This window comes from Convivina intestini (assembly GCF_003096575.1).
Classification (GTDB): Bacteria; Bacillota; Bacilli; order Lactobacillales; family Lactobacillaceae; genus Convivina; species Convivina intestini.
The window spans coordinates 357,436-381,535 of the sequence record NZ_QEKT01000001.1 but is presented as its reverse complement, the minus strand read 5'-3'; the positions used below and the strand labels follow the sequence as shown (position 1 = coordinate 381,535).

The window sequence follows — 24,100 nt, the reverse complement described above, 5'->3', positions numbered from 1 at the left end:
AGATTCTTGAAAGACTATTTAATGGCGATTGCGCCGATTCGGCAAAATAACCAAAAAGGGACTTTAATCGTTGATCGGCAACAGCAAAAGTCCTACTTTACGCCCCAAGTTTTACCAGAACCGCAAGCTGAACGCTGGCTATTGTGGATGTTGATTATTAGTGGTGTCTTGGTTACCCCCTATTGGTTATTAAAGTATTTTGTCACCTTACCCCGTATCATCATTCATAATCCTGCTTTATGGTGGTTAATCCTATTTTTAACCGCCGGGTTACCAATACTGGCTTGGATTTTTGGTCGTCAAAAGCAAGGCTATGATGCCAAACAATTGGTACCATTAACTGCTGATGCGGTTGATTTGACCAAACAATTGCAAAAGTGGCCCTTTGAACGGGCCTGGGTTCTCTTTGTCTTAACCTTGTTACCACCAACGGCTCTGATGTTTTTGGTTTTGTATATCATCAAAGCCGATGTGGTGGATGCCCTATTAATTACGGTTCATGGCGCCTTGTTTATGCGTCGTTTAATTCCCCATGCGATTAGCCGTATTCGGGTTTCAACCAAGCAAATTATTGAGTGGAGGTAAGCCATGCGGGTTATTTTACAGCGGGTCAGCCAAGCTTCAGTCAGAATCGATACTGAAATTGTTGGCCAAATTGACACTGGTTTGATGCTGTTAGTTGGGATTGGCCCTGATGATCAAAATGAAGATATTGATTATTTAGTTCGTAAGATTACGCGGATGCGAATTTTTGCTGATGATCAGGGACGTTTAAACCGCAGTATCTTAGATATTGAAGGAGCGATTCTATCAATTTCACAGTTTACTTTATATGCTGATACTAAAAAGAGTAACCGGCCCAGTTTTACCCAAGCAGCTGCGCCTGATTTAGCTAATCAACGGTATCAGGAATTCAATCAAGCCTTAATGGCGACCGGTTTAACTGTTCAAACCGGACAGTTTGGCGCTGATATGCAAGTTAGCTTAGTAAATGATGGCCCAGTGACTATTAGTCTAGACAGTAAAGCACCATAAAAAATGCCACAATCATCTGATTGTGGCATCTTTTATTTAACTAATCTTTATGATGGCGGTAATAGTACCAGCCAAAAGGAATTGTACTTTCTTGCCCATGAATAATCCGGCTGAGATTATTACGATGGCGGTAGAAAACAAAGGCAGTTAGTGCGACTGCAACAATGGCTAAAATCGGATCGTGGTAGTAAAAGATGGACATGATGGTTGCAAAGGAGAAGCCAATCATTGAGGCGACTGAAACCATTGATGAAAGGGACAAAATCACTAAGAATACGCCCCAGACCATGAAGAAGAAAATTGGATTGTAAGCTAGGAGGACACCGGCCGATGTCGCCACGGCTTTGCCTCCCTTAAAGCCAATCCAGACGGAAAAAGTATGGCCCAAGATGGCTGCTAAACCAACTAACATGGGATTAATCGAACTGTGAAAGAATAGGGGAAGGAGGCCAGCTAAGGTCCCCTTGAACATGTCTAGCAGCAAGACGATTGATCCTGGTACCGGTCCTAAAATTCGAAAAGCGTTGGTAGTACCAATGTTGCCGGAGCCTTCGTTACGAATGTCTTTATGGTAAACATACTTACCCAACCAATAACCTGGTACTAATGAACCTAATAAATAGGCTAATACAAACATTAAAATAGTTTCGAACATAATATCCTCATTTAATTAAAAGGTGATTTAATGAAAAATTAACAGCTACTATTTTACCATAGAGCCACTGGTGGATGAGAGGATTTGATGGATTTTACTATTGTCAGGATTTATCTTTTACTCTATGATGAAATAGATTGCCAATTTTAATGGTTGTTTTGGCACTGGAATTTTTGAAGAATTATTCAGTCGTATTAAATAATAAAGGAAATGTACTGTGGCAAAAAACGTTCACTATGATGCAGATTCAATTAAAATCTTAGAAGGGCTTGAAGCTGTTCGTAAACGACCAGGCATGTATATCGGCTCGACCGATGGCCGTGGTTTGCACCACTTGGTCTATGAAATTGTTGATAACGCCGTCGATGAAGCTTTAGGTGGGTTTGGTGATGAAATTCGGGTTACCATTCATGCCAATAATGCCATCACGGTTCAAGATTTTGGCCGGGGAATGCCTGTTAGCATGCACTCTTCCGGTAAGCCGACGCCAGAAGTCATTTTAACGGTCCTACACGCCGGTGGAAAATTTGGCCAGGGTGGGTATGCTACTTCGGGTGGTTTACACGGGGTTGGTTCCTCAGTGGTTAACGCCCTGTCAGAAAGCCTTAGTGTTGATATCATTCGTGAAGGTCATCGCTGGGTAGAAAAGTTTAAAGATGGTGGACAGCCAATCGGGACCCTAGAAGATTTAGGCCCTAGTAAGGCCTCTACGGGTACGACCGTAACCTTTAAGCCTGATCCCAATGTCTTTTCGACGACGATTTTTAATTTTGACACCCTGTCTGAACGTTTACGGGAAGCGGCCTTTTTGATGAGTGGGGTCAAGTTTATCCTTAGTGATGAACGAGTTGAGCCGATTAAAACCGAAGTTTATCACTATGACCACGGGTTAGAGTCTTTCGTTGATTTTTTGAACGAAGATAAGGCTAGCTTGGGCCCAGTTATGACTTTTGAGGGTCAAAGCGATGAGATTATCGTTGATGTAGCAGCTCAATATAATGATGGCTATTCCGAAACCCTATTGTCCTTTGTCAATAACGTGCGAACCCAGGATGGCGGTAGCCATGAAGTTGGTTTTCGTTCAGCCTGGACTAAAGCTTTTAACGACTATGCTCGTCGGGTTAGTTTGTTAAAGGATAAGGATAAAAACTTAGAAGGAACCGATGTCCGTGAAGGATTATCGGCCGTGATTTCATTACGGATTCCAGAACAACTACTGCAATTTGAAGGGCAGACCAAAGATAAATTGGGAACACCAGAAGCCCGTGGTGCCGTTGATAGTGTGGTAAATGAAACCCTCAGCCGCTTCTTACTAGAAAACGGTGATTTTGGTCAAAAGATTGTCCGTAAGGCCCTACGAGCTCGAGATGCTCGTGAAGCCGCCCGTAAGGCTCGTGAAGAGAGTCGAACTGGTAAATCTAAAGGCGCCCGGGAAAAGCTATTGTCCGGTAAATTAGCGCCAGCCCAGTCGAGAAATTCTGATAAAAATGAACTTTTCTTAGTCGAGGGTGATTCTGCCGGCGGTTCAGCTAAACAAGGCCGCGATCGTAAATTCCAAGCTATTTTGCCTTTACGGGGTAAGGTCTTAAATACCCAAAAGGCTAAATTACTCGATATTTTAAAGAACGAAGAAATTTCAACTTTGATTTATGCCATTGGGGCTGGAGTGGGTCCTGACTTTAAAATCGCTGATGCGGCTTTTGATAAAGTGATTATCATGACCGATGCTGATGATGATGGCGCTCATATTCAAACCTTGTTATTAACTTTCTTTTACAAATATATGCGCCCATTGGTTGAAGCGGGTAAGGTCTATATTGCCTTACCACCGCTTTATCGTGTCCGTTATCGTTCTAAAAAGATACCAGACGCCTTTGCCTGGACTAATGATGAACTGGCTGAAATTACTGCTAAAAACCAAGCTAGTTATGAACTAACCCGATTTAAGGGATTGGGGGAGATGAATGCGCCCCTACTGTGGGAAACCACCATGGATCCCCAATCACGAACGTTAATTCGAGTTAAAATTGATGATGCAGTTTTGGCTGAAAAACGAGTGACGACCCTGATGGGGGATAAGGTTGACCCTCGCCGGCAATGGATTGAAGCCAACGTTCAATTTACAATGGGCGATACTGGTTCAATTTTGGATAATGTTCAAGGAAATCAGCAAAACAGCGACTTCTTTGAACAGGTTCTCCAAGAAAAACAGGGCAGTAAGGTTAAGGGTAAGCCAACGCCTAAGTCCACTGAAAATCAAAATCTTGAGTTATTTTAAGAGAGCCTAGAAAGGAAAGAGGTTGCTAACAGAATGGTAGATCGGATCCAAGAACTATCGCTAGAAGCAGTGATGGGCGAGCGCTTTGGCCGCTATTCCAAATACATTATTCAAGAACGAGCCCTTCCCGATATTCGTGATGGTTTAAAACCAGTTCAGCGGCGAATTTTGTATGCCATGGAAGAAGATGGCAATACCTATGACCACCCTTACCGTAAATCGGCTAAATCGGTGGGAAATGTCATGGGTAATTTCCATCCCCACGGGGATTCATCGATTTATGAAGCCATGGTTCGTCTTTCCCAAGATTGGAAGGTAAGAGAACCATTAATCGATATGAATGGAAATAACGGTTCCATTGATAATGATCCAGCCGCAGCGATGCGTTATACCGAGTCGCGTTTATCAAAAATTGCCGATGAAATTTTACGTGATTTGGGCCAAGATACCGTTGATATGGTACTTAATTTTGATGACACCCTCTATGAACCCACGGTTTTGCCCTCACGCTTGCTGAATTTATTTATTAATGGGGCTACCGGAATTTCAGCCGGCTATGCCACTGAAATTCCCCCTCACAATTTAAAAGAAATTAATAATGCCTTGATTTATCTTTTGGATCACCCGCAGGCAACCTTGAGCCAATTGATGCGCTATGTTAAAGGACCTGATTTTCCAACTGGGGGGATTATTCAGGGGCTAGATGGAATTAAGGATGCCTATAAGACTGGCCGTGGCCGGATCATTGTTCGGGCTAAAACCGAACTAAGTGCCCTGAAGGCTGGCCGACAAAAGATTGAAATTACCGAGCTACCCTATGAAGTGGTGAAATCAAATTTGGTAGCCAAAATTGATGCCATCCGTCTCAATCGAGATGTGGCTGGGATTACAGAGGTTCGTGATGAATCGGATCGCGAAGGATTATCGATTGTCATTGAATTAGCACGTGATGCCAATGCCCAGGGAATTTTAACCTATCTATTTAAGAAAACTGATTTACAAATTTCTTATAATTTCAACATGGTTGCTATTCATCAACAACGGCCGGTCTTAGTTAGTCTTCAAGCTGGCTTACAAGCCTTTTTAGATTTTCGTAAAGACGTTGTCTTGAAGCGTTCGGCTTATGAATTAAAGCGTGCCCAAGCCCGGCAACATATTGTAGAGGGCTTAATCCGCATGTTATCGATTTTAGATCAGGTCGTGGCAACCATTCGGTCTTCTAAAAATCGAAAAGATGCTACGCAAAATTTGATTGACCAGTACCAATTTACCCAGCAACAGGCTGAAGCCATCGTGACCTTGCAGTTGTACCGTCTGACTAATACGGATGTGACCCAGTTAGAAAACGAACATGCTGAATTAAAGGCTAAAATTGAACAACTACAACGGATTTTGACGGAACAAGAAGCCCTCCATGACGTGATTCGGACTGAAATTAAAGCTATTTCTAAGCAATATGTCTCCGAGCGCCGGAGTGTGATTGAAGATCAGATTGAGGATCTAGTCATTGATACAGCCGTGACGATTCCAGAAGAAAATGTTCGTGTGCTGGTTTCTAAAAATGGTTACTATAAGCGTTCGTCACTCCGCTCCTATAAGGCTTCAGCCCCTGAAAATGGCTTGGCTGAAGATGACTTAGTTTGTTTTGAAGGGACGCTAAATACCACTCAACATTTACTATTATTTACGAATTTAGGAAATGTCATTTATCGGCCAATCTTTGATTTACCTGATTTGCGTTGGAAAGATTTGGGTGAACATTTGTCCCAGCAATTGACGAATTGGCAGGGAGATGAAAGTCTGATAGCTGCCTTAGTCGTTGACGATCCTAATGCTGAGCAAACGGTTTTGTTAACGAGTAATGATGGTTTCATCAAACAAACTAACTTAACTGATTTAATTCCTAAGGCCTATAAGAAGAAGTCGATTATGGCTATGAAATTAAAGCAGTCCACTAGTCGATTATTGGCGGTAACCATGGTTACACCAACAGCTCAATCAGAACAGGTCGTTATTTTCACTCAGGCAGCCCAAGCCCTACGTTATGAGTTGAATGAAGTACCAATTGTTGGTAATCGAACTAGTGGTGTCAAAGCGATTAATTTGTCCGATGGCGATGTCCTAGTGGCGGCTAGCCTAGCTGATGATAAAATGACGCAGGTCGCTTTAGTTGCCGAAAATGGGGCCTTTAAGCACATTAGTTTGGCTGAATTACCATTAGCACACCGAGCTACCAAAGGGGTGCAAATATTTACGCAACGCAAAACTCGTAGCTATCAATTGGCGGCGGCCTGTCTCTTGCGTACTAATGACCAAGCCGTTTCGATTTTAACGGAGCGTCAGCAGGAAGTGAATTTGCAATTAAGTGATTATAGCCAAGCTAGTCGAACTAGTAATGGTCGCGAAGTTTTGGACATTAAAAAACTGGGTCAGGCAATTCAAATTCAGCCTTTGACCCTTAGTTAAGCAGTATTAATATGATAAAATAATTAAAAAATAGGAGTGAAGTTATGGCACAGATACAAGTTTTTGGACATAAAAATCCCGATACTGATACAGTTGTTTCGGCAATTGGCGCTAGTTATCTTTTAAATCAACAGGGACTAGATACCAAGGCCTTTGCGCAAGGTAAGCCTAATGCTGAAACCCAGTACGTATTAGACTATTTTAAGGTTGAGTCTTTACCAATTATTAGTGAAGCAACTAGTGCTGAAGTGGTATTGGTTGATCACAATGAGGCAGCGCAATCAGTTGATAACCTGGCTGATGTGACCGTTAATCATATTTTTGATCATCACAAGTTTAATTTTCAAAATGCTACTCCACTTTATATCACGGCTAAGCCATGGGGTTCTGTGGCCACTATTTTGTACTTTGAATTACAAGCAGCTCAAATTGAAATTCCAGCTCAGTTGGCTGGCTTGCTCTTGTCGGGTATTATTTCAGACACCTTGCTCTTAAAGAGCCCAACGACGACTGACTGGGATCGTCAAGCTTTGCCAAGTTTGGCTCGTTTAGCTGGCCTTGATGATGTTAACAGTTATGGTCTAGCTATGCTAAAGGCGGGTACAGATTTGTCAACCCGCTCGGATCAAGAACTGTTAGATGGGGATGCCAAATCCTTTGAAATGGGTGGACACCAATTTAGAATTGGTCAGGTTAATACTGTTGACATTGATGATGTTTTGGCCCGTCAAGCTGGTTTAGAAACGGCTATGAAAGCTGAAGGTTATGAAGACTTCTTGTTTGTGATTACTGATATTTTGAATTCTAACTCAAAGGCCTTGTATCTTGGTGATACACCGGCCAGTATTGAAGCTGCTTTTGGCAAAAAGTTAGTTAATAACGTGATTGATTTGCCGGGCGTTGTCTCACGTAAAAAACAAGTTGTACCACCATTGGAAGGGCAATTTTAAACTAATTTAGTTGTCATTAAGTTAAAAATTCGTCAAAGCCTTTACACATGGCCTTGTCCCATGTATAATTGACATTTGTATTGACAAGCAAATAATTCTATTAAAAAAATACTGAGGAGCTGGAACTATGCGTATTCACGTTGTTTTAGGAAATGATGAAACTGGTGAGCGTATTTACTTGACGTCCAAGAATCGTCGTAATACGCCTGACCGTCTTGAGTTAAAGAAGTACTCACCCAAACTTCGTAAAGTTGTAACTTTTAAGGAGATTAAGTAATGGCAAAGAAATCAAAGATTGCAAAGGCAAAGCAACGTGAAGCGTTGGTTGCGAAGTATGCTGACAAGCGTGCTGCTTTAAAGGCTGCTGGTGATTACATCGGTTTGGCTGCATTGCCAAAGGATTCTTCACCTGTACGTGTTCATAACCGTGACCAAGTTGATGGTCGTCCTCACGCTTACATGCGTGAATTCGGTATTTCACGTTTGACTTTCCGTCAATTAGCACACAAGGGTCAAATTCCTGGTGTTCGGAAGGCTTCTTGGTAAGCTGAGCTTATCTCTCTTAATACGTTCATCGCTGATGGGCGTATTTTTGCTACTAGAAATCGTCAATTTGCAAATTCAAGGCATTTAGGCTATGATTAGAGTAGTTAATTTACATGAGTACTGTAAATGGGCGGGTCGATTTGACGACCGGCTCATTTTTTATGAATTGGACAGGTTTTAATTAACAGAAAGGAATTATCTTGGCAGGTCAAGCAAAAAATGCCTTACTAACATTAATACAACCGATTCTAGATGATCAGGGTTTACTTTTGTGGCAGCTTTCGATTAAGAATGGCGGCGGACAAAAAACCGTTGAGGTTTTGGTTGATCGACCAGAGCATGTCGCTGTTACCATGGATGATTTGACGCTCTTTACTCAGGCGGTCAATGAGGTTTTGGATGACGTTGACAATGATCCAATCCCTGAAGCTTATCTTTTAGATATTAGCTCGCCCGGATTAGATCGGCCTTTAGTTGAGCAATGGCACTTTCAGTGGGCTTTGGAAGGTCAAGAACCGATTGCTCTAGCCCTTTTCTCGCCCCGTTCAGGGCAAAAAAAATGGACTGGTAAGCTAACTGAGGTTACTGATCAAGGAATTACAATTGAAAGTGATCAAGGACTTCAGCAATTTAACTACGATGAAATTGCTAAGGCAGCTTTGGATGTTCAGTTTTAATTTAAGATATAACATGGAGAAAAATAAATGAGTAAAGAATTAGTCGATGCTCTGAATGCTTTAGAAGCAGAACGCGGAATTGATCGTGCCGTGGTTGTCGAAGCTTTAGAAAACGCACTTAAGGCGGCTTATAAGAAGCAATACAATGCCGCTCAAAATGTGGAAGCCACCTTTGATGACAAGAAGGGGAAGATGACAATTAAGCAGGTTAAATTAGTTGTCTTAGATGAAGATTTTGTTGATGCCGATCTTGAAATTTCTTTGAGTGACGCTTTGAAAATCAACAAAGCCTATGAACCTGGCGATGAGATTCGCTTTGATGTAACGCCTAAGGACTTTGGTCGGATGGCTGCCCAAGCTGCTAAGCAAGTCATCGTACAAAAAATGCGTGAAGCTGGTCGTGAAGCCATCTACAACAAGTTTCAAGACTATGAAAATGAGATCATTACCGGTGAAGTTGAGCGTCAAGACGCCCGTTTCCTCTACGTCATGTTGGCCGGCCAGCAAGAGGCTGTCATGGCCCCCGGTGATCAAATGCCCAATGAACATTACCGAATGCGCGATCGAATCAAAGTGTTGGTGACTAAGGTTGACAATAACCTTAAGGGTCCTCAGATCTTTGTGTCACGAACAGCGCCTGATTTGGTAAAACGATTATTTGAGCAAGAAGTTCCAGAAGTTTATGATGGCACAGTTGAAATCGTTAGCATCGCTCGTGAAGCTGGTGACCGTTCTAAGATTGCCGTTTATACCCATGATGCGGATTTGGATCCAGTTGGTGCCTTAGTGGGACAACGGGGTGTTCGAGTGCAAAACGTGGTCAATGAACTTGGTGGCGAGCACATGGACATTGTGGAATGGGTTGAAGATGAAGCGCAATATATTGCCAATGCCTTGAATCCTTCCGAGGTTACGGATGTAATCTTTGATCAGGAAAACGAACGAGTTGTGACGGTAATTGTACCTGATGACCAGTTGTCTTTGGCCATTGGTAAACGAGGACAAAATGCTCGTTTAGCTGCCCGTTTGACTGGCTTTAAAATCGATATTAAGTCTGAAAGTGAAGCTGGGGACCTCTTAAATACAAGTTCAGCTCCTGAAGTTGCTGAAGATGAGGTTGTCAGTGAGTCGGATACACCAGCTGATTTCAGTTAAAAAGGAGGCGGTGAATCATGAAAACACGCAAAATTCCGTTGCGTAAGGACATTGTCACCGGGAATATGTTTCCTAAAAAAGACCTGGTCCGAGTTGTTCGCAACAAAGAAGGCGAAGTAAGTTTAGACCCGACTGGTAAGAAAAATGGTCGGGGCGCTTATATTAGCCTAGATGTTAAGGTTGCTCAGCAAGCACAAGGTGAGCATGTTTTTGAAAAAGCTTTTGGGGTAGCAATTCCAGCTAGTTTTTATCAAGAATTAATTGAGTATGTTGACCACCAACAAGCTCGTCAGGAGCTTTTTGGTGAACGATAATCAAATAGCAATTAGAAATTTATTAGGTTTAGCTATGAAAGCTGGTAAACTAGTCTTGGGTACTGGACCAACTTTAGACGCTATTCGCCAGGAAAAGGTGCAAGTAGTTTTTTTTCCAAGTGATGGTGGGAAAAGCCAAGCCAAAAAATTTCAAGATAAGACCCAGTTTTATCATGTTCAACTGGTGCAAGACTTTGATCGAGATACTCTCAGTCAAGCTATTGGTGCTAATCGCAGTGTTTTTGGGGTTAGTGACCAAGGCTTTAGTAAAAAAATTAAACAATTACTAATCGAAAAGGAGCGCAATTAATGGCAGAAGAAAAGAAATTCTCTAGCTCAAACCAGCCTAGGCCTGCGCATAAACAAGCAAGACCAGAACGAAAAGAGTTGCCAGCTTCGCAACGTCGTCACGCTGCTAAATTGTCAGATGGGGCTTCACGGAGTCAGCAAAGTAATGACACAGCTACTCGTCGTCCTAGCCGTCCAAAGACGCAAAATGAACCCCGTAAGCAAGGTGGATCAACTGGTTCAAAACCAGCTGCTAGTGCTAACCGCAATGGACAAAGCCGTTCCAGTCGGCCAAATTCACGTTTGACACCTACTAGTGGGCGTCCGATGGTTCGTGAAAAGAAGAATTGGTCAACTAAGCCGCGTGAAGGCCAAATTAACTATTCCGCTAAAAAAGATGACAGTCTTAAGGAATACGTTAACCAGAATAAAAAAGCAGCGGAAGCTAGTCAGGCAGCTAAGACAGCCAAAACGACTAAAAAAGCCAATGCCAGTGCTTCTAATAGTAAAACTGCTAGCAAAGAAGCACCGCAAGCAGCTACAACTACCAATGGTGGTGGCCGTTTTGGTGGCGCTTTAGCCTCAGGTAATAATTCTGCTCGCAACAATGGCCGTAAGCGTAATACCAATGGGACTGGTCAGCCTACACCACGTCGTAACAATAAGCCGCATGGTTCTAAAAAGTCCCGTCGTATTGCTGCTAAGCAACAACCTAAGAAGCCAGCTACAGTACGTAAGGAACAGCCACTTCCAGAAGTTTTGGAATATCGCGAAGGTATGAACGTTCAAGATTTGGCTAAGCTTTTGCATCGGGATGCTTCTGAAATCATTAAGAAGCTCTTCTTGTTAGGAATTGTAACCAACCAAAACCAGAGTTTGGATTCTGATACCATTGAAATTTTGGCTGCCGACTATGATATTGACGCTAAGATGAAAGAAGAAGAAGATGTCGCTGATATCGATCGTTTCTTTGATGAAGATGATATCAAACCAGAAGATTTGGCTCCTCGTCCACCAGTTGTCACAATCATGGGACACGTCGATCACGGAAAGACAACTTTGTTGGATTACCTTCGTAATACCAATGTGACCGAAGGCGAAGCCGGTGGAATTACTCAGCATATTGGGGCCTATCAAGCTCGTTTGAACGATCGTTTGATTACCTTCTTGGATACACCTGGTCACGCGGCCTTTACGGAAATGCGTGCTCGTGGGGCTAACGTTACTGACATTACAATCTTAGTTGTTGCCGCTGACGATGGGGTTATGCCACAAACCATTGAAGCTATTGATCATGCCAAAGCTGCGGGTACACCAATTATCGTAGCCGTCAACAAAATTGATAAGCCAGGTGCTAATCCTGATAACGTCATGAACCAGTTGATGGCTTATGACTTAGTACCAGAAGAGTATGGTGGCGATACCATTTTCGTTAAGATTTCAGCTAAGTTTGGTCAAAATGTTGAGCAATTATTAGAAATGATTTTGCTTGAAGCGGACGTTTTGGAATTAAAGGCTGATCCTAAGATTCCAGCCCGTGGCTCTGTCATCGAAGCTCGCTTGGATAAGGGTCGTGGTCCGGTAGCAACTGTTTTGGTTCAACAAGGAACAATGCATGTTGGTGATCCAATCGTAATTGGTAATACTTACGGCCGTGTTCGTACAATGACCAATGAACGTGGTATCGATATGGAAGCTGCTACCCCAGCAACACCGGTTCAAATTACTGGATTAAATGATGTACCACAAGCTGGTGATCGTTTCATCGTTATGGCTGATGAAAAGACCGCCCGTGCAGCTGGTGAAGAACGTGCAAAACGTGCTCGTGAAGAAGTCCGGAATGCTGGTTCAGTCGTTACCTTGGATACTTTGTTTAACACTATGGCTGAAAAGGCTATGAAGACTGTCCCAATTATTGTTAAGGCCGATGTTCAAGGTTCAGTTGAAGCTTTGACTGGTTCATTAAAGAAGATTGAAGTTGATGGCGTTCGTGTTGATATTATTCACACTGCTGTTGGGGCCATTAACGAATCAGATGTTAGCTTGGCTGAAGCTTCTGGTGCAATTATTATTGGTTTCAATGTTCGGCCAACGCCATTTGCTCGTTCACAAGCTGAAAACGATCAAGTTGATATGCGTTATTACAACGTCATTTATAACGCAATTGATGATGTGACCGCAGCCATGAAGGGCCAGCTAGAACCTGTCTACGAAGAAAAGATTATTGGACATGTCCTAGTTAAGGAACTCTTTAAGTTCTCCAAGGTTGGAACCATTGCCGGGGCCAGCGTTGAAGAGGGTAAGATTACTCGCGATGCTAAAGTTCGTATCGTTCGTGACGGCACGGTCGTCTATGAAGGTGAGCTGGCTTCATTGCAGCGAGGTAAAGACGCTGTTAATGAGGTTAAGATGGGATTTGACTTTGGATTTACCGTTAATAAATTTAACGATATCCAGCCTGGTGATACAGCTGAAGCTTATATTATGGAAGAAGTTAAGCCTAAATAAGGTCGTAATACCCATTTAATGATGGAATGAGGAAGGTGGTAAGAATGGCAAATGCACAACGAGCTGGGCGTTTAGCTCAGGAAATTCAACGTGATGTTTCAGACCTTCTGTTAAAGCGGATCAATGATCCTCGCTTACAGGACGTTACAATTACCAGTGTGGATGTTTCGGGTGATCTTCAGATTGCCACGATTTACTATTCCATTCTGTCAGACGCTACTAGTGAGCAAGAAAAAGTTGCTCAAGGATTACAAGCTGCATCAGGCTTGATTCGTAAAGAACTAGGAAGTCGTTTGACAGTTTACAAAATTCCGGAGTTGCGTTTTGAATTAGATAGTTCGGTTCAATATGGTGATCATATTGAAAGTTTGATTCGCCAACTTCATAAAAAAGATTGACTGCAAGAAACGCTGCCTTTATTTGAGGTGGCGTTTTCTGCATACATACAGATTATTTCTCTTAATAAGAAAGGAAGTACCAAATCATGGATCAACCACTTACAATTAACCCTATCGTAAAAAATATGGCCCCAGATAAACTACTCGGCTTTCAAAAAGAAATTAGTCAAATTCCGGATGTGCTTAAATTAACCTTTGGCGAACCAGGTTTTAATGTTGCTGATCCTATTAAAGAAGCGGCGATTAAGTCCATTGAAGCTAATCGCTCGCACTATGCCGAAAGCCAGGGGGAATCACCTTTACGGCAGGCGGTGGTTGATTATTTTAATCGACGTTATCATCTTAACTATCAAAGTAAAGATCAAGTGATTGTTACTTCTGGTGTAACTGAGGCCATTAATGTGATTTTCCAAACTCTCTTAGCCCCAGGGGATGGCTTATTGGTACCCGAACCTGCTTATGGCCCTTATTTTTCATCGTTAGATTTAGCGCATGGGGTTTGTATCAGTATTGATACGGCAGTACATGAATTCAAATTAACACCTCAACAGGTAGAAACTGCTATTGAACAGGCCCGGGTACCAGTTAAAGCGATTTTGCTCAATTATCCCAATAATCCGACTGGGGTAACCTATGATCGTTCAGAATTAGAGGCACTGGCTGAGGTATTTAAAAAACATCAGATCTGGGTTATCTCAGATGAAATTTACTCTGAATTAACTTATCAGGGACAGCATGTTTCTATGGCAGAAATACTACCAGAGCAAACGATTCTGTTAAACGGTCTTTCAAAGTCACATGCGATGACCGGGTATCGGGTTGGTTTTATCTTAGGGCCAGAAGCTACGATTACTGAAATGCAGAAGGTGCATGGCGCGCTAGCCTTTGCCATTCCGACTTTTATCCAAGATGCAGCGCAGATGGCCATGGTTGAAGATGATGACCGAATCAATATGATGAAGGGCACCTATCAAAAACGGCGAGATTACATGGTTGAAATTTTAGAAGGACTTGGTTTTACAATTGCTAAACCAGCTGGGGCTTTTTATATCTTTGCTAAGTTACCGGCTGATATGGGGACCGATGGCCATCAGTTTGCTTTAAAAATGGCTCAAGTTGCTAAAGTAGCGGTTATTCCTGGTGAATGTTTTGGTGGCCTCCCAAGTAGTCAAGCCTATATTCGTCTGTCCTATGCGGCTAGTGATGAAGATGTTAAGGACGGTCTGACTAGAATTAGTCAGTATGTGACTGCATTACGAACAAATGGGTGACAAAATGGTTGATGGTATCTTAGTTGTAAATAAGCCGGTTGGCATGACTTCTTTTGATGTTGTTGCCCGTTTGCGACGCCGTTTAGGTCAAAAAAAGATTGGCCACGCGGGGACACTAGATCCTAGTGTTGATGGTGTTTTGGTCTTAGCTTTAGGTAAAGCGACTAAATTAATCGATGTTTTACAAAGTCGTCCAAAGACTTATCAGGGGGAAATTACCCTTGGCTTTCAAACTGAAACTGAGGATCGCGAGGGAACCATCATTAGAGAACAGGCGCTAACCAGCCCGTTGCCGGTTGATGACATTGATCAGGCGCTTGCCCATTTTCGCGGACAAATCACCCAGATTCCACCGCTGTATTCGGCGGTTAAAGTGGCTGGTCGACGGTTGTATGAATATGCCCGTGCCAATGAGCCGGTAGAACGGCCCACCCGCTCTGCTTATATTTATGATTTCAAACGAACTAGTCAACCAGAATTTGATGGCCGTTATCAAAGTTTTGATTTTCAAGCGCAAGTTTCTAAGGGAACTTACATTCGGACCTTAGCCAGCGATGTTGGAGAGTTTCTTAATTTACCAGCAACCATGACGCGCTTGACTCGTATCAGTGGGAGTTGCTTTGATTTAAGTCAGGCCAGTCCCTTGGATGAGCTGTTAGCTTTACCAGTGGCGCAAGTTGTTGAGCGGATTGTACCAATTAATCAAATCTTAGATTGGCCAATTAAGGAACTAGAGCAGTCCGAATGGTTTGCGGTTTCTAATGGACAAAAAATTTCAGATTGGCCGATTAATCAGAGCGGCTATCTTCAGCTATACTATCAAGGACAGCTTAAAGCTGTTTATCAATACGATTCAGAGCAGGCGCTTTGGCGCTCGCGGTATGTTTTTTCAAATCGGTGAACTATGTTAGCACAAGTAACGCATTTACATTTTCCGCTTAAAAATTTTAAGCCTTTGGCTCAAAAGACCGTCATTGCGATGGGCTTTTTTGATGGTGTTCATCGTGGACACCAGGCGGTGATTCAAACGGCCGCCAAACTAGCCCAAGAACGACATTTGCCCTTGGTGGTCTTAACTTACAATCCTTATCCTGAGGCAGTTTTTAAAAAGATGGCCTTGCCTCTTCGGTATTTAACGCCTTTACCACAAAAGACCGCTTTACTGAGTCAACTAGGGGTAGAGCAGGTTTACTGCCTACAATTAACCTCTCATTTAGCTGTCCAAAGTCCGCAAAATTTTGTCGATCAAGTTTTGATGCAACTTAATCCAGCGATAGTTGTGGCTGGTTTTGACCATTTGTATGGTTTAGCCAGCCAACACGCTGATATGCAACATTTGGCGATTTATAGTCGAAATCGCTTTGAAGTGGCTGTTGTGCCAGCTCTAAATGATGTTGGTAAAGTTTCTTCAAGTCGGATTAGGCAAGCCTTATTAGCGGGTCGAGTAGCTGATGCAGCGGCCGATTTAGGACGCTATCATCAAACGAGTGGTTTGGTGGTGCATGGAGATGCTCGCGGAAGAACTTTAGGATATCCGACCGTTAATATCGCAACACCAGAAGCTGAGTGGTTACCAACCATTGGGGTATACGCGGTTAAAATTCAAATTAATGAACGGTGGTATCAGGGGATGGCTAGCATTGGCCGTAATATCACTTTTGAAGCGGAACGGCCGATTACGGTCGAAATCAATATTTTTGATTTTAATGACCAGGTTTATGGTGAGTTAGTTCAAATTCAATGGATTGCCTACTTACGTGGTGAAGAAAAATTTGCCAGTGCGGATGAATTGGTCGAGCAACTCCATCGAGATAAAGCCCAGGCGCAAGCCCTTTTAATAGCAGTTAACGATTAAGCCGTTAACTGCTTTTTAGCACTTAAAAAAAAGAGTGCTAAAAGTCTTGCAAAATAAAAAAGATTCAGTATAATATAGTTATTGGCAGTCGAATAATGTGAGTGCTAAACCGAAAGGTGGGAAGTTGATGTTAACTGAACGGCAAAAGTTGATTTTAGGAGCGATTGTTTATCAGTATACGCAAACGGCCCATGCTGTCGGATCAAAAAAGTTACAAGAACAACTTAATATTAAAGTTAGTCCAGCCACCATTCGTAATGAGATGGCGGTTCTAGAAGAAGCCGATTTGATTCGTAAGTTACACACTTCGGCTGGTCGAGTGCCTTCAGTTGCTGGGTATCGTTATTATCTTGATAACTTAATGATTAGCCGCTCGGTTAGTCAAAACGATATTGAACGATTATTAACCAGCTTAAGTGGTAATTTTCATGAAATTGATGATTTCCTGGATGAAACGGCGAAACGTTTGTCGGAGCTAACCAATTGTACGGCTTTGATTTTGAAACCACCTTATGTGGATTTGAAAATTTCTAGTTTCCAATTGATTCCGCTGGAAGGCCGACAATTAATTGCGGTCTTGGTGACCAACTACGGTAAAGTGACCAGTCAAACTTTTAAGTTACCGCAAGGTCTACATGCTGATTCACTAACCAATATGGTTGCTTATATTAATGCCCAAATGGTTGGTCGACCGGTTAAAGAAGTGCTGACGATGATGAATTCGGGTGAGTTACCAATTCAGTTAACCCGTGAAATTCAAAGTCCAGCTGCCTTCTTACAATTGTTCGGTGAGGTTTTAGCTCAATCTATTGAAGAACACGTTCATGTTGGTGGACGATTAAACGTCTTGGAGTTGACTGAAAATCGTTTCGACGATTTGACCAAGGCTCGTCGATTGTTGGAATTGCTAGATTCACCGCAAGCCTTGCGACATTTAGCTCGGTCATCTGGTGCTGGCATTTCAATTAAAGTTGGTAGTGAGATCGGCGAGGATTTATTAGATGCTTATAGCGTCTTAAGCCGGCATTTCTCAATTGGTCAACAAGACCAAGGCATAATCATTTTGGTGGGGCCGGTTCGTATGCCTTATGCCCAAAATGCTTTAATTTTAAATATATTTGGTCAAGCTTTAACACAAAAGATGTTAGATTACGTATAACAAATTCAGGAGGACGTTTCAGTGGCAAAAGAGGACAAAGAACAAGTTCAAACTGATCAAGAATTAAAACAAGATCAGGATAATGGTCAAACAGCTGAGACTAAGCAGGCTGAAGAGACTGCCCAAGCTGCTAATCAAGACCAAGTTGCAATTGAAGCTGATGATCAAATTGCCCAGTTAGAAAAACAAGTGGGAGAATTAGAAGATCAGTTGTTACGCAGTCAAGCTGAAGTGCAAAACATTCAACAGCGGAACGCCCGTGAAATTTCAAATATCCGTAAGTATGACGGACAACGCTTAGCAACAGCAGTTGTACCCGTAGTGGATAATTTGGAACGCGCTTTAGCGGTTGAAGATGCTGAAGATGAAATTGCTCTTCAAATTAAAAAAGGGGTTGAGATGACTCTTAAAACCCTGCGTCAAGCCTTAACTGATAACGGTATTACTGAAACCGGTAAGGTCGGCGAAGAGTTTGATCCTAATACCATGCAAGGAATTCAAAGCGTGAGTGCTGACGAAGTCGATGATGTTGAAGCTGATCAAGTGGCTCGAGTATTGCAAAAGGGTTACTTGTTACATGATCGTGTTATCCGTCCAGCCATGGTGGTTGTGGCAACAAAGTAATGAACTTGGTGAATCAGCCCAATGAGGCACCACACCTTAAAAAGCTAATGAATGTTTAAATTTTATAAGAAAAGGAAGTTGTAATTTTATGTCCAAGATTATTGGTATTGATTTAGGAACAACAAATTCTGCAGTTGCTGTCTTAGAGGGTGGTAAGCCTAAGATTATCACTAACCCTGATGGTGGCCGTACAACCCCTTCAGTCGTTTCATTTAAGAACGGCGAAATTCAAGTTGGTGATGTCGCTAAGCGTCAAGCCATTACTAACCCAGATACTGTTAGCTCAATCAAGTCTCACATGGGGGAGGCAGGTTACAAGGTTAAGGCTAACGATAAAGAATACACACCACAAGAAATTTCAGCAATGATTTTGCAATATATTAAGGGATATGCTGAAGACTACTTGGGTGAAACTGTTGATAAGGCCGTTATTACTGTACCTGCCTACTTTAACGATGCTCAGCGTCAAGCAACTAAGGATGCTGGTAAGATTGCTGGTTTGGAAGTTGAACGTATTATCAATGAACCAACAGCTGCATCATTGGCCTATGGTCTTGACAAGTTAGATCGTGATGAAAAGATTTTGGTTTATGACTTGGGTGGTGGAACTTTTGATGTTTCTGTCCTTGAATTAGGTGATGGTGTCTTTGAAGTTTTGTCAACTAATGGAGACACTCATCTTGGTGGAGATAACTTTGATAACAAGGTTATTGATTACCTAGCTGAGCAATTTAAGGCTGACAACGGCATTGACTTGCGTGATGACAAGTTAGCTTTGCAACGTTTGAAGGATGCTGCTGAAACAGCTAAGAAGACTTTGTCTTCTGCTAACGAAGCTCAAATTGATTTGCCATTTATTGCTTCTGGTAGTGAAGGTCCATTGCACTTGCAAACGACTTTGACCCGTGCTAAGTTCAACGAATTGACTGCTGATTTGGTTAAGAAGGCTGAGCAACCAGTTTTGAACGCCTTAAAGGATGCTGGCCTATCATTCTCTGATATTGATGAAGTAATCTTAAACGGTGGTTCAACTCGTATTCCTGCTGTGCAAGAATCTGTTAAGAAATTGACTGGTAAAGAGCCTAACCACTCAATTAATCCTGATGAAGCGGTTGCCTTGGGTGCTGCGGTTCAAGGTGGTGTTATCTCTGGTGATGTTAAGGACGTGGTTTTGCTTGATGTTACCCCATTATCACTTGGTATTGAAACCATGGGTGGTGTCTTCACTAAGTTGATTGAACGTAATACGACAATCCCAACTTCTAAGTCACAGGTATTTTCAACTGCTGCTGATAATCAACCAGCCGTTGATATCCATGTCTTGCAAGGTGAGCGCTCAATGGCTGCTGACAACAAGACTTTGGGTCGTTTCCAATTAGCAGATATTCCAGCTGCTCCACGTGGGGTTCCTCAAATTGAAGTTACCTTTGATATTGATCGGAACGGGATTGTGAACGTTTCAGCCAAGGATTTGGGTACTCAAAAGGAACAAAAGATTACCATCCAAGCTGCTGGTGGTTTGTCAGATGAAGAAATCGAAAAGATGATGAACGACGCTAAGGCCAATGAAGAAGCCGATGCTAAGAAGAAGGATGCTGTTGATACGCGCAACAACGCTGACCAATTAATTTTCCAAACTGAAAAGACTTTGGAAGAAGTTGGCGACAAGCTTCCTGACGCTGATAAGAAGGCTACCCAAGATGCCTTGGAAGCTTTGAAGAAGGCTAAAGAAGATGCCCAAGCTGAAGATGCTGATTTGACAGATTTGAAGGCTAAGACTGAAGATTTGACTAAGGCTGCTAGTGAATTAGCTGCTAAGTTGTATCAACAGGCTGCTCCACAACAAGACGGTCAGGCTCAACCAAAGGATGACAATACTGTTGATGGCGACTTCGAAGAAGTTAACCCAGATGACAAGAATAAAAAGTAATAATTAGTAAAACAAACCGTCCATGGGGGCGGTTTGTGTACATAGTTTAATAAGAAAAGGAGTATCCTGGTGAATAATACTGAATTTTATGAGCGTTTAGGGGTCGATAAAAATGCTAGTCAGGATGAAATTAAAAAAGCTTATCGTAAGCTCTCTAAAAAATATCATCCAGATTTGAACCACGAACCTGGGGCTGAAGATAAGTATAAAGATATTCAAGAAGCTTTTGAGACTTTAGGAAATCCTCAAAAGCGTTCCCAGTATGATCAATTTGGTGCTGCTGGTGCCCAAGGTGGTTTCGGAGGTCAAGGATTTGGCGGCTTCCAAGGTGGACAGGGTGGCTTTAGCGACTTTTCTGACTTGGGTGATATCTTTAGTCAAATGTTTGGTGGTGGTTTTGATCCCAATGCTCCTCGTAAAGGACGGGACTTACAGTACCGGATGCATTTGACCTTTGATGAAGCTATCTTTGGAACAGAAAAAACAATTAAATATAGTCGTGAAGCCGATGGTCAAGGCCAGCAACATGAAGTTAAGGTAAAAGTTCCAGCTGGTGTCGAAACTGGTCAACAAATGCGTTTGAATGGTCAAGGAGAAGCCGGTGTTAATGGCGGTCCTCAAGGTGATTTGTACGTTGTCTTCTCAGTTGGGGCTTCATCTGAAGGCTTTGAACGTGATGGAGCTGACATCTATTTGCAACAAGACATTAGTTTTGTCAGTGCTGCCTTAGGTGATGAGATTGACGTCAAAACTGTTCATGGCGATGTTAAGCTAAAAATTCCGGCTGGTACGCAAAATGGTCGGCGTTTCCGCTTAGGGGGCAAGGGCGCTCCTCGCCTACATGGTAGTGGTCATGGAGACCAGTTTGTGGTGGTCAATGTGGTGGTTCCAACGCGCCTAAATAAGGATCAAAAGAATGCCCTAGAAGAGTTTGCCAGCGCTTCCAACATGAAGCGTAGTAAGAAGAAGTCAATTTTTGATTTATAAGCAAGTAAAAAAGCAATCCAGCTGGATTGCTTTTTTATTCAATATATTTAGTTTGATCGTCAACATGCCAAGGGTCATTTTGATTGATATGATCATAGTATAAATGTCCATGGAGATGATCAATTTCATGCTGGAAGACAATCGCTGGATAGCCTCGTAATTTAATGGTTTGACTTTGACCCTCTTCGTCTTGATAGCGAACGGTAATTCGATTGGAACGGGGGACAAAACCAGGAACATCTTCATCAACTGATAGACAACCTTCACCAACGTTTAAGGCTCCTCGTTGGACGGTTTCACTAACAATGACTGGATTAAAAATGACGCCCTTAAAGTAAGGCTCCTCGTCACTTTCTTGCGGGTTTTGTGCCGGAATCAAGACCGCTGCCATTTGAAGGGCATAGCCAACCTGCGGGGCAGCCAGGCCAACTCCTGGACGAAGTCCATATTTTTCGTTAGCCTCATCATCCTGGGAAACTTCTAAATAGGTCATCATATCCTGGGCTAATTGACGATTTTCGTCACTTAGAGGGAAGGGGACGGCCTGACTGATTTCCCGTAAAACGGGGTTCCCGTCACGGGTTATTTTATCCATGGTAAAACGGACTTTCATACTGTTCTCCTTCAAGTAAAATCTTATCCTAGTATATCAAAACTTAGCTTTTTGCCAATGTTGATGTTGAAATATCCTTTTGAAGATGGAGAAAATAACGCTTGCTTGCTAGAATAGAGATTGAGTAATTAAGACAGTTGAGTGGAGAATAAAAAATGACTTTTAGCTGGTTGTTAGATAAATATCGCGGATCAATTCAGTTTAGTGACAAAGAAGTCCAGCTTTTGTCAAAGGATGGATGGGATCAAGCCAGTCAATGCAAGGCGGCCCAGTACTTGTATCAGCAAAAGCTGACTTCATTAGAACAGATTGAAAAACAAAAAGCCCACATGTGGCATCAAATTCATGCTATCGGTAGTGAATTTTATACGCAGATGTACCAAGCTAGTCAAAAAGGACCAGTTCAGCGGCTTCAAATGTTGTTGGGGCAATTAGGAGCTAAAATCGATCAGTACCACTTCTTGCAAATACAAGGGGCTTATCACTTTGATGCCCAGTTAGCGCCCCATGCTCCTTTCTTAGTGCTCCTATGTCAAGATATCCAACAGGTATTTAAATCACAGACTTTGGCTGATTATGCTCAAGGGGAGGGGGAGCTAGCGCTCCTAGCTCAGCAAATTCATCTTTTGCGCTACTGGATTGATCGACAAAATATTAACTATATTCGGGAAAATTTTCCTGGTGGCAATGACTATCAAAAATTACTAAATTACCAAACTTACTATGGCTTAGCCCTTGACTATCAAACCGATGCTACCTATCACAATCGTTATCAGGGCCGTTTCATTTATCCGAATAATTTTAAAGTTCAAGTAACGGCAAAAAGTAAGCATGCTGAGTTTATTATTGATTTAGTTCGAGGCGATTTTGTCACCCAATGGGATGTCTTAAAAAAGTTGGATAATGGTTTAATCGATAGTCAACCGGACCACTATGGCCAATATGAACTGTCGATTATTGCCAATACAGAATCATTTAATTTTGGTCAGGTGCATCATAAAAGTCATTGGCGTTTGGATATTGAACACCCATCAGATGCGCAATTGCGTCAAAGGGCTACCCAACAATGGCCTTATGAACCGGATGTATTTGATAAACAACAGCCGGGTCAGTACTTGGACATTGTCAAAAAAGGTGGTCCCCGTGACGTGTATGCTTGGCAAGAAATACCCTTAGCCCAGCGACAGGAGGTTTATCACAACTATTTGGCCAATTATCAAAATAGCCGGTCACGCAGTCTTGGCTTTGCTAAATTTGCCGAACAACAAAAAATAGCAGCCACTAAGGCTGAGGCGGCTAAAAAGAAGGAGGAGCGCGATGAATAATTATCAACTACCAATTGATGGCAATTGGACAACTGCCGATATTATTGCCGTGTCGACTTTGGTTGATGATGTGCTCATTGCTCATGAAGCAGGGGTTGACTGTCAGAAAATATTGGCTGATTATCAGGCCTTTTGCCAGGTAATCCCGGCTAAAAGTGAACAAAAAGCGTTTGATCGTGATTTAGCCCAACAAACCGGCTACAGTATTTACCAAACGATTAAACAAGCCCAACAAACCACCCGAAAGCAATTACACCTATGACAGATAGTGACCTCAAAGAATTAAAGGCTATTGATCAAATGGTGTGCCACTGGTTAGAAGAGTTGATGCATCAAGCTCAGGGACTAGTTCAAAGCCATTTAGATGTTCAACATAAGGATGGAGATACTCGTAATTTAGTCACCAATGTTGATCGGGAAAATGAGCGTTGGCTTGATCAAAAGATTCGAACTTTTAATCCAGAAGCCAAAATCATCAGTGAAGAGGGTTTTGGTGATCATCCGCTGGATATGGAGGGAGATGTCTGGTTTGTTGATCCCATTGACGGTACGATGAATTTTGTTCATGAACATACTGACTTTGCCATCATGGTTGCCCTATATCGGGATGGGCAACCCTTGCTAGGTTGGATTGCTGATGTGATGGGCAATGATATCTATCACGGGGGACCGGCCATCGGCGTTCAAATCAATCAGCAACAATTATCAGCCAGTCCTGACCTGCAGTTGTCACAAAGTATTCTCATGCTCAGTGGGCGTCGCTTGGTTGCCGGCGATTATGGTTATAAGACCCTAGCACAAAAGGCCTTAGCCTTTCGGGTGATTGGTTCAGCTGGCATTACCTTTTCATATTTATTAAAAGGACAGGTTAATGGTTATTTTTCAAAATTAATGCCTTGGGATGTGGCTGCTGGTCGAGTTTTAGCGGAAGGCTTGGGATTTATCGTCACTAATCTTGACGGACAAGCGCTGAATATGCTATCATCAAACACAGTATTAATTGCTACTGACAGTACACATCATGAAATTGTAACGATGTTGAAGGGCTAGGGAATCCGTTTTCCCT

Annotated in this window: 24 protein-coding genes and 2 pseudogenes; 24 read left to right on the top strand and 2 right to left on the bottom strand. The window is 42.4% G+C overall.

From position 1 onward, the window contains the following. Positions 1-6: 6 nt before the first annotated feature. Positions 7-585, top strand: a complete 579-nt coding sequence (locus C7384_RS01805; protein WP_243400691.1) for a hypothetical protein — start codon at positions 7-9, stop codon at positions 583-585. A gap of 3 nt (positions 586-588) precedes the next feature. Then, positions 589-1,035 (top strand): D-aminoacyl-tRNA deacylase, encoded by a 447-nt coding sequence (gene dtd / locus C7384_RS01800; RefSeq protein ID WP_089937856.1) that lies wholly within the window; start codon positions 589-591, stop codon positions 1,033-1,035. A 40-nt stretch (positions 1,036-1,075) separates the two neighbouring features. On the opposite strand, the gene plsY is transcribed toward dtd, so the two are convergent. Then, positions 1,076-1,690, bottom strand: a complete 615-nt coding sequence (gene plsY, locus C7384_RS01795) for a glycerol-3-phosphate 1-O-acyltransferase PlsY (protein ID WP_089937854.1) — start codon at positions 1,688-1,690, stop codon at positions 1,076-1,078. A gap of 217 nt (positions 1,691-1,907) precedes the next feature. Here plsY and parE point away from each other — a divergent pair, with 217 nt between their 5' ends. From parE to C7384_RS01705, 19 genes and pseudogenes are all read left to right on the top strand, one after another. Further along, positions 1,908-3,968: a DNA topoisomerase IV subunit B gene (parE, locus tag C7384_RS01790; protein WP_089937853.1), complete on the top strand. Its 2,061-nt coding sequence runs from the start codon at positions 1,908-1,910 to the stop codon at positions 3,966-3,968. Between the two features lie 33 nt (positions 3,969-4,001). Next, the gene (parC, locus tag C7384_RS01785; protein WP_089937850.1) at positions 4,002-6,434 is read left to right on the top strand and encodes a DNA topoisomerase IV subunit A; all 2,433 of its coding nucleotides are present in this window, start codon (positions 4,002-4,004) and stop codon (positions 6,432-6,434) included. A 44-nt stretch (positions 6,435-6,478) separates the two neighbouring features. Next, positions 6,479-7,384 (top strand): manganese-dependent inorganic pyrophosphatase, encoded by a 906-nt coding sequence (locus C7384_RS01780; protein WP_089937848.1) that lies wholly within the window; start codon positions 6,479-6,481, stop codon positions 7,382-7,384. Between the two features lie 127 nt (positions 7,385-7,511). After that, complete coding sequence (gene rpmG / locus C7384_RS01775) at positions 7,512-7,661, top strand: 50S ribosomal protein L33 (RefSeq protein ID WP_002815032.1); 150 nt, start codon at positions 7,512-7,514, stop codon at positions 7,659-7,661. Further along, the gene (gene rpsN / locus C7384_RS01770) at positions 7,661-7,930 is read left to right on the top strand and encodes a 30S ribosomal protein S14 (protein WP_089937846.1); all 270 of its coding nucleotides are present in this window, start codon (positions 7,661-7,663) and stop codon (positions 7,928-7,930) included. The genes rpmG and rpsN overlap by 1 nt, the downstream gene beginning before the upstream one ends. A gap of 200 nt (positions 7,931-8,130) precedes the next feature. Further along, on the top strand, positions 8,131-8,607 hold the full coding sequence (locus C7384_RS01765; protein WP_089937844.1) for a ribosome maturation factor RimP: 477 nt from the start codon (positions 8,131-8,133) through the stop codon (positions 8,605-8,607). Positions 8,608-8,634: 27 nt separating this feature from the next. Then, entirely contained in the window at positions 8,635-9,762 is a 1,128-nt protein-coding gene (gene nusA / locus C7384_RS01760; protein ID WP_089937841.1) for a transcription termination factor NusA, read from the top strand. Between the two features lie 17 nt (positions 9,763-9,779). Beyond that, on the top strand, positions 9,780-10,076 hold the full coding sequence (rnpM, locus tag C7384_RS01755; protein WP_089937839.1) for an RNase P modulator RnpM: 297 nt from the start codon (positions 9,780-9,782) through the stop codon (positions 10,074-10,076). Continuing rightward, a complete protein-coding gene (locus C7384_RS01750) occupies positions 10,030-10,386 on the top strand; it encodes a L7Ae/L30e/S12e/Gadd45 family ribosomal protein (RefSeq protein WP_089937837.1) in 357 nt (118 codons plus the stop codon). The genes rnpM and C7384_RS01750 overlap by 47 nt, the downstream gene beginning before the upstream one ends. After that, positions 10,386-10,785 (top strand): annotated as a pseudogene (locus C7384_RS08385) (translation initiation factor IF-2); the annotation flags it as partial. The gene C7384_RS01750 and the pseudogene C7384_RS08385, both read left to right, overlap by 1 nt. Before the next feature lie 113 nt (positions 10,786-10,898). Then, a pseudogene (infB, locus tag C7384_RS01745) lies at positions 10,899-12,872 on the top strand (translation initiation factor IF-2); the annotation flags it as partial. 44 nt (positions 12,873-12,916) lie between these two features. Further along, positions 12,917-13,270, top strand: a complete 354-nt coding sequence (gene rbfA / locus C7384_RS01740; protein WP_089937833.1) for a 30S ribosome-binding factor RbfA — start codon at positions 12,917-12,919, stop codon at positions 13,268-13,270. A gap of 86 nt (positions 13,271-13,356) precedes the next feature. Further along, the gene (locus C7384_RS01735) at positions 13,357-14,541 is read left to right on the top strand and encodes an aminotransferase class I/II-fold pyridoxal phosphate-dependent enzyme (protein WP_089937830.1); all 1,185 of its coding nucleotides are present in this window, start codon (positions 13,357-13,359) and stop codon (positions 14,539-14,541) included. Next, positions 14,534-15,442, top strand: a complete 909-nt coding sequence (truB, locus tag C7384_RS01730; protein ID WP_089937828.1) for a tRNA pseudouridine(55) synthase TruB — start codon at positions 14,534-14,536, stop codon at positions 15,440-15,442. Before C7384_RS01735 ends, truB begins: the two co-directional genes overlap by 8 nt. 3 nt (positions 15,443-15,445) lie before the next feature. Next, positions 15,446-16,396: a riboflavin biosynthesis protein RibF gene (ribF, locus tag C7384_RS01725; protein WP_089937826.1), complete on the top strand. Its 951-nt coding sequence runs from the start codon at positions 15,446-15,448 to the stop codon at positions 16,394-16,396. 127 nt (positions 16,397-16,523) lie between these two features. Beyond that, positions 16,524-17,555 carry a heat-inducible transcriptional repressor HrcA gene (gene hrcA / locus C7384_RS01720; protein WP_089937824.1) on the top strand — a complete coding sequence of 344 codons (1,032 nt, stop codon included), beginning with the start codon at positions 16,524-16,526 and terminating at the stop codon, positions 17,553-17,555. Between the two features lie 21 nt (positions 17,556-17,576). Beyond that, complete coding sequence (gene grpE, locus C7384_RS01715) at positions 17,577-18,179, top strand: nucleotide exchange factor GrpE (protein ID WP_089937822.1); 603 nt, start codon at positions 17,577-17,579, stop codon at positions 18,177-18,179. A gap of 88 nt (positions 18,180-18,267) precedes the next feature. Further along, complete coding sequence (gene dnaK, locus C7384_RS01710; protein ID WP_089937820.1) at positions 18,268-20,109, top strand: molecular chaperone DnaK; 1,842 nt, start codon at positions 18,268-18,270, stop codon at positions 20,107-20,109. Between the two features lie 69 nt (positions 20,110-20,178). Then, complete coding sequence (locus C7384_RS01705; RefSeq protein WP_089937818.1) at positions 20,179-21,096, top strand: DnaJ C-terminal domain-containing protein; 918 nt, start codon at positions 20,179-20,181, stop codon at positions 21,094-21,096. Positions 21,097-21,130: 34 nt separating this feature from the next. On the opposite strand, the gene def is transcribed toward C7384_RS01705, so the two are convergent. Then, positions 21,131-21,709: a peptide deformylase gene (def, locus tag C7384_RS01700; protein WP_089937817.1), complete on the bottom strand. Its 579-nt coding sequence runs from the start codon at positions 21,707-21,709 to the stop codon at positions 21,131-21,133. Positions 21,710-21,864: 155 nt separating this feature from the next. Here def and C7384_RS01695 point away from each other — a divergent pair, with 155 nt between their 5' ends. From C7384_RS01695 to C7384_RS01685, 3 genes are read left to right on the top strand one after another with little or no spacing between them, the layout of a single operon-like run. Next, positions 21,865-23,034: a DUF3114 domain-containing protein gene (locus C7384_RS01695; protein ID WP_089937815.1), complete on the top strand. Its 1,170-nt coding sequence runs from the start codon at positions 21,865-21,867 to the stop codon at positions 23,032-23,034. Continuing rightward, entirely contained in the window at positions 23,027-23,296 is a 270-nt protein-coding gene (locus C7384_RS01690) for a UPF0223 family protein (RefSeq protein WP_089937813.1), read from the top strand. The genes C7384_RS01695 and C7384_RS01690 overlap by 8 nt, the downstream gene beginning before the upstream one ends. Then, complete coding sequence (locus tag C7384_RS01685) at positions 23,293-24,084, top strand: inositol monophosphatase family protein (protein WP_089937811.1); 792 nt, start codon at positions 23,293-23,295, stop codon at positions 24,082-24,084. The genes C7384_RS01690 and C7384_RS01685 overlap by 4 nt, the downstream gene beginning before the upstream one ends. Positions 24,085-24,100: the final 16 nt, after the last annotated feature.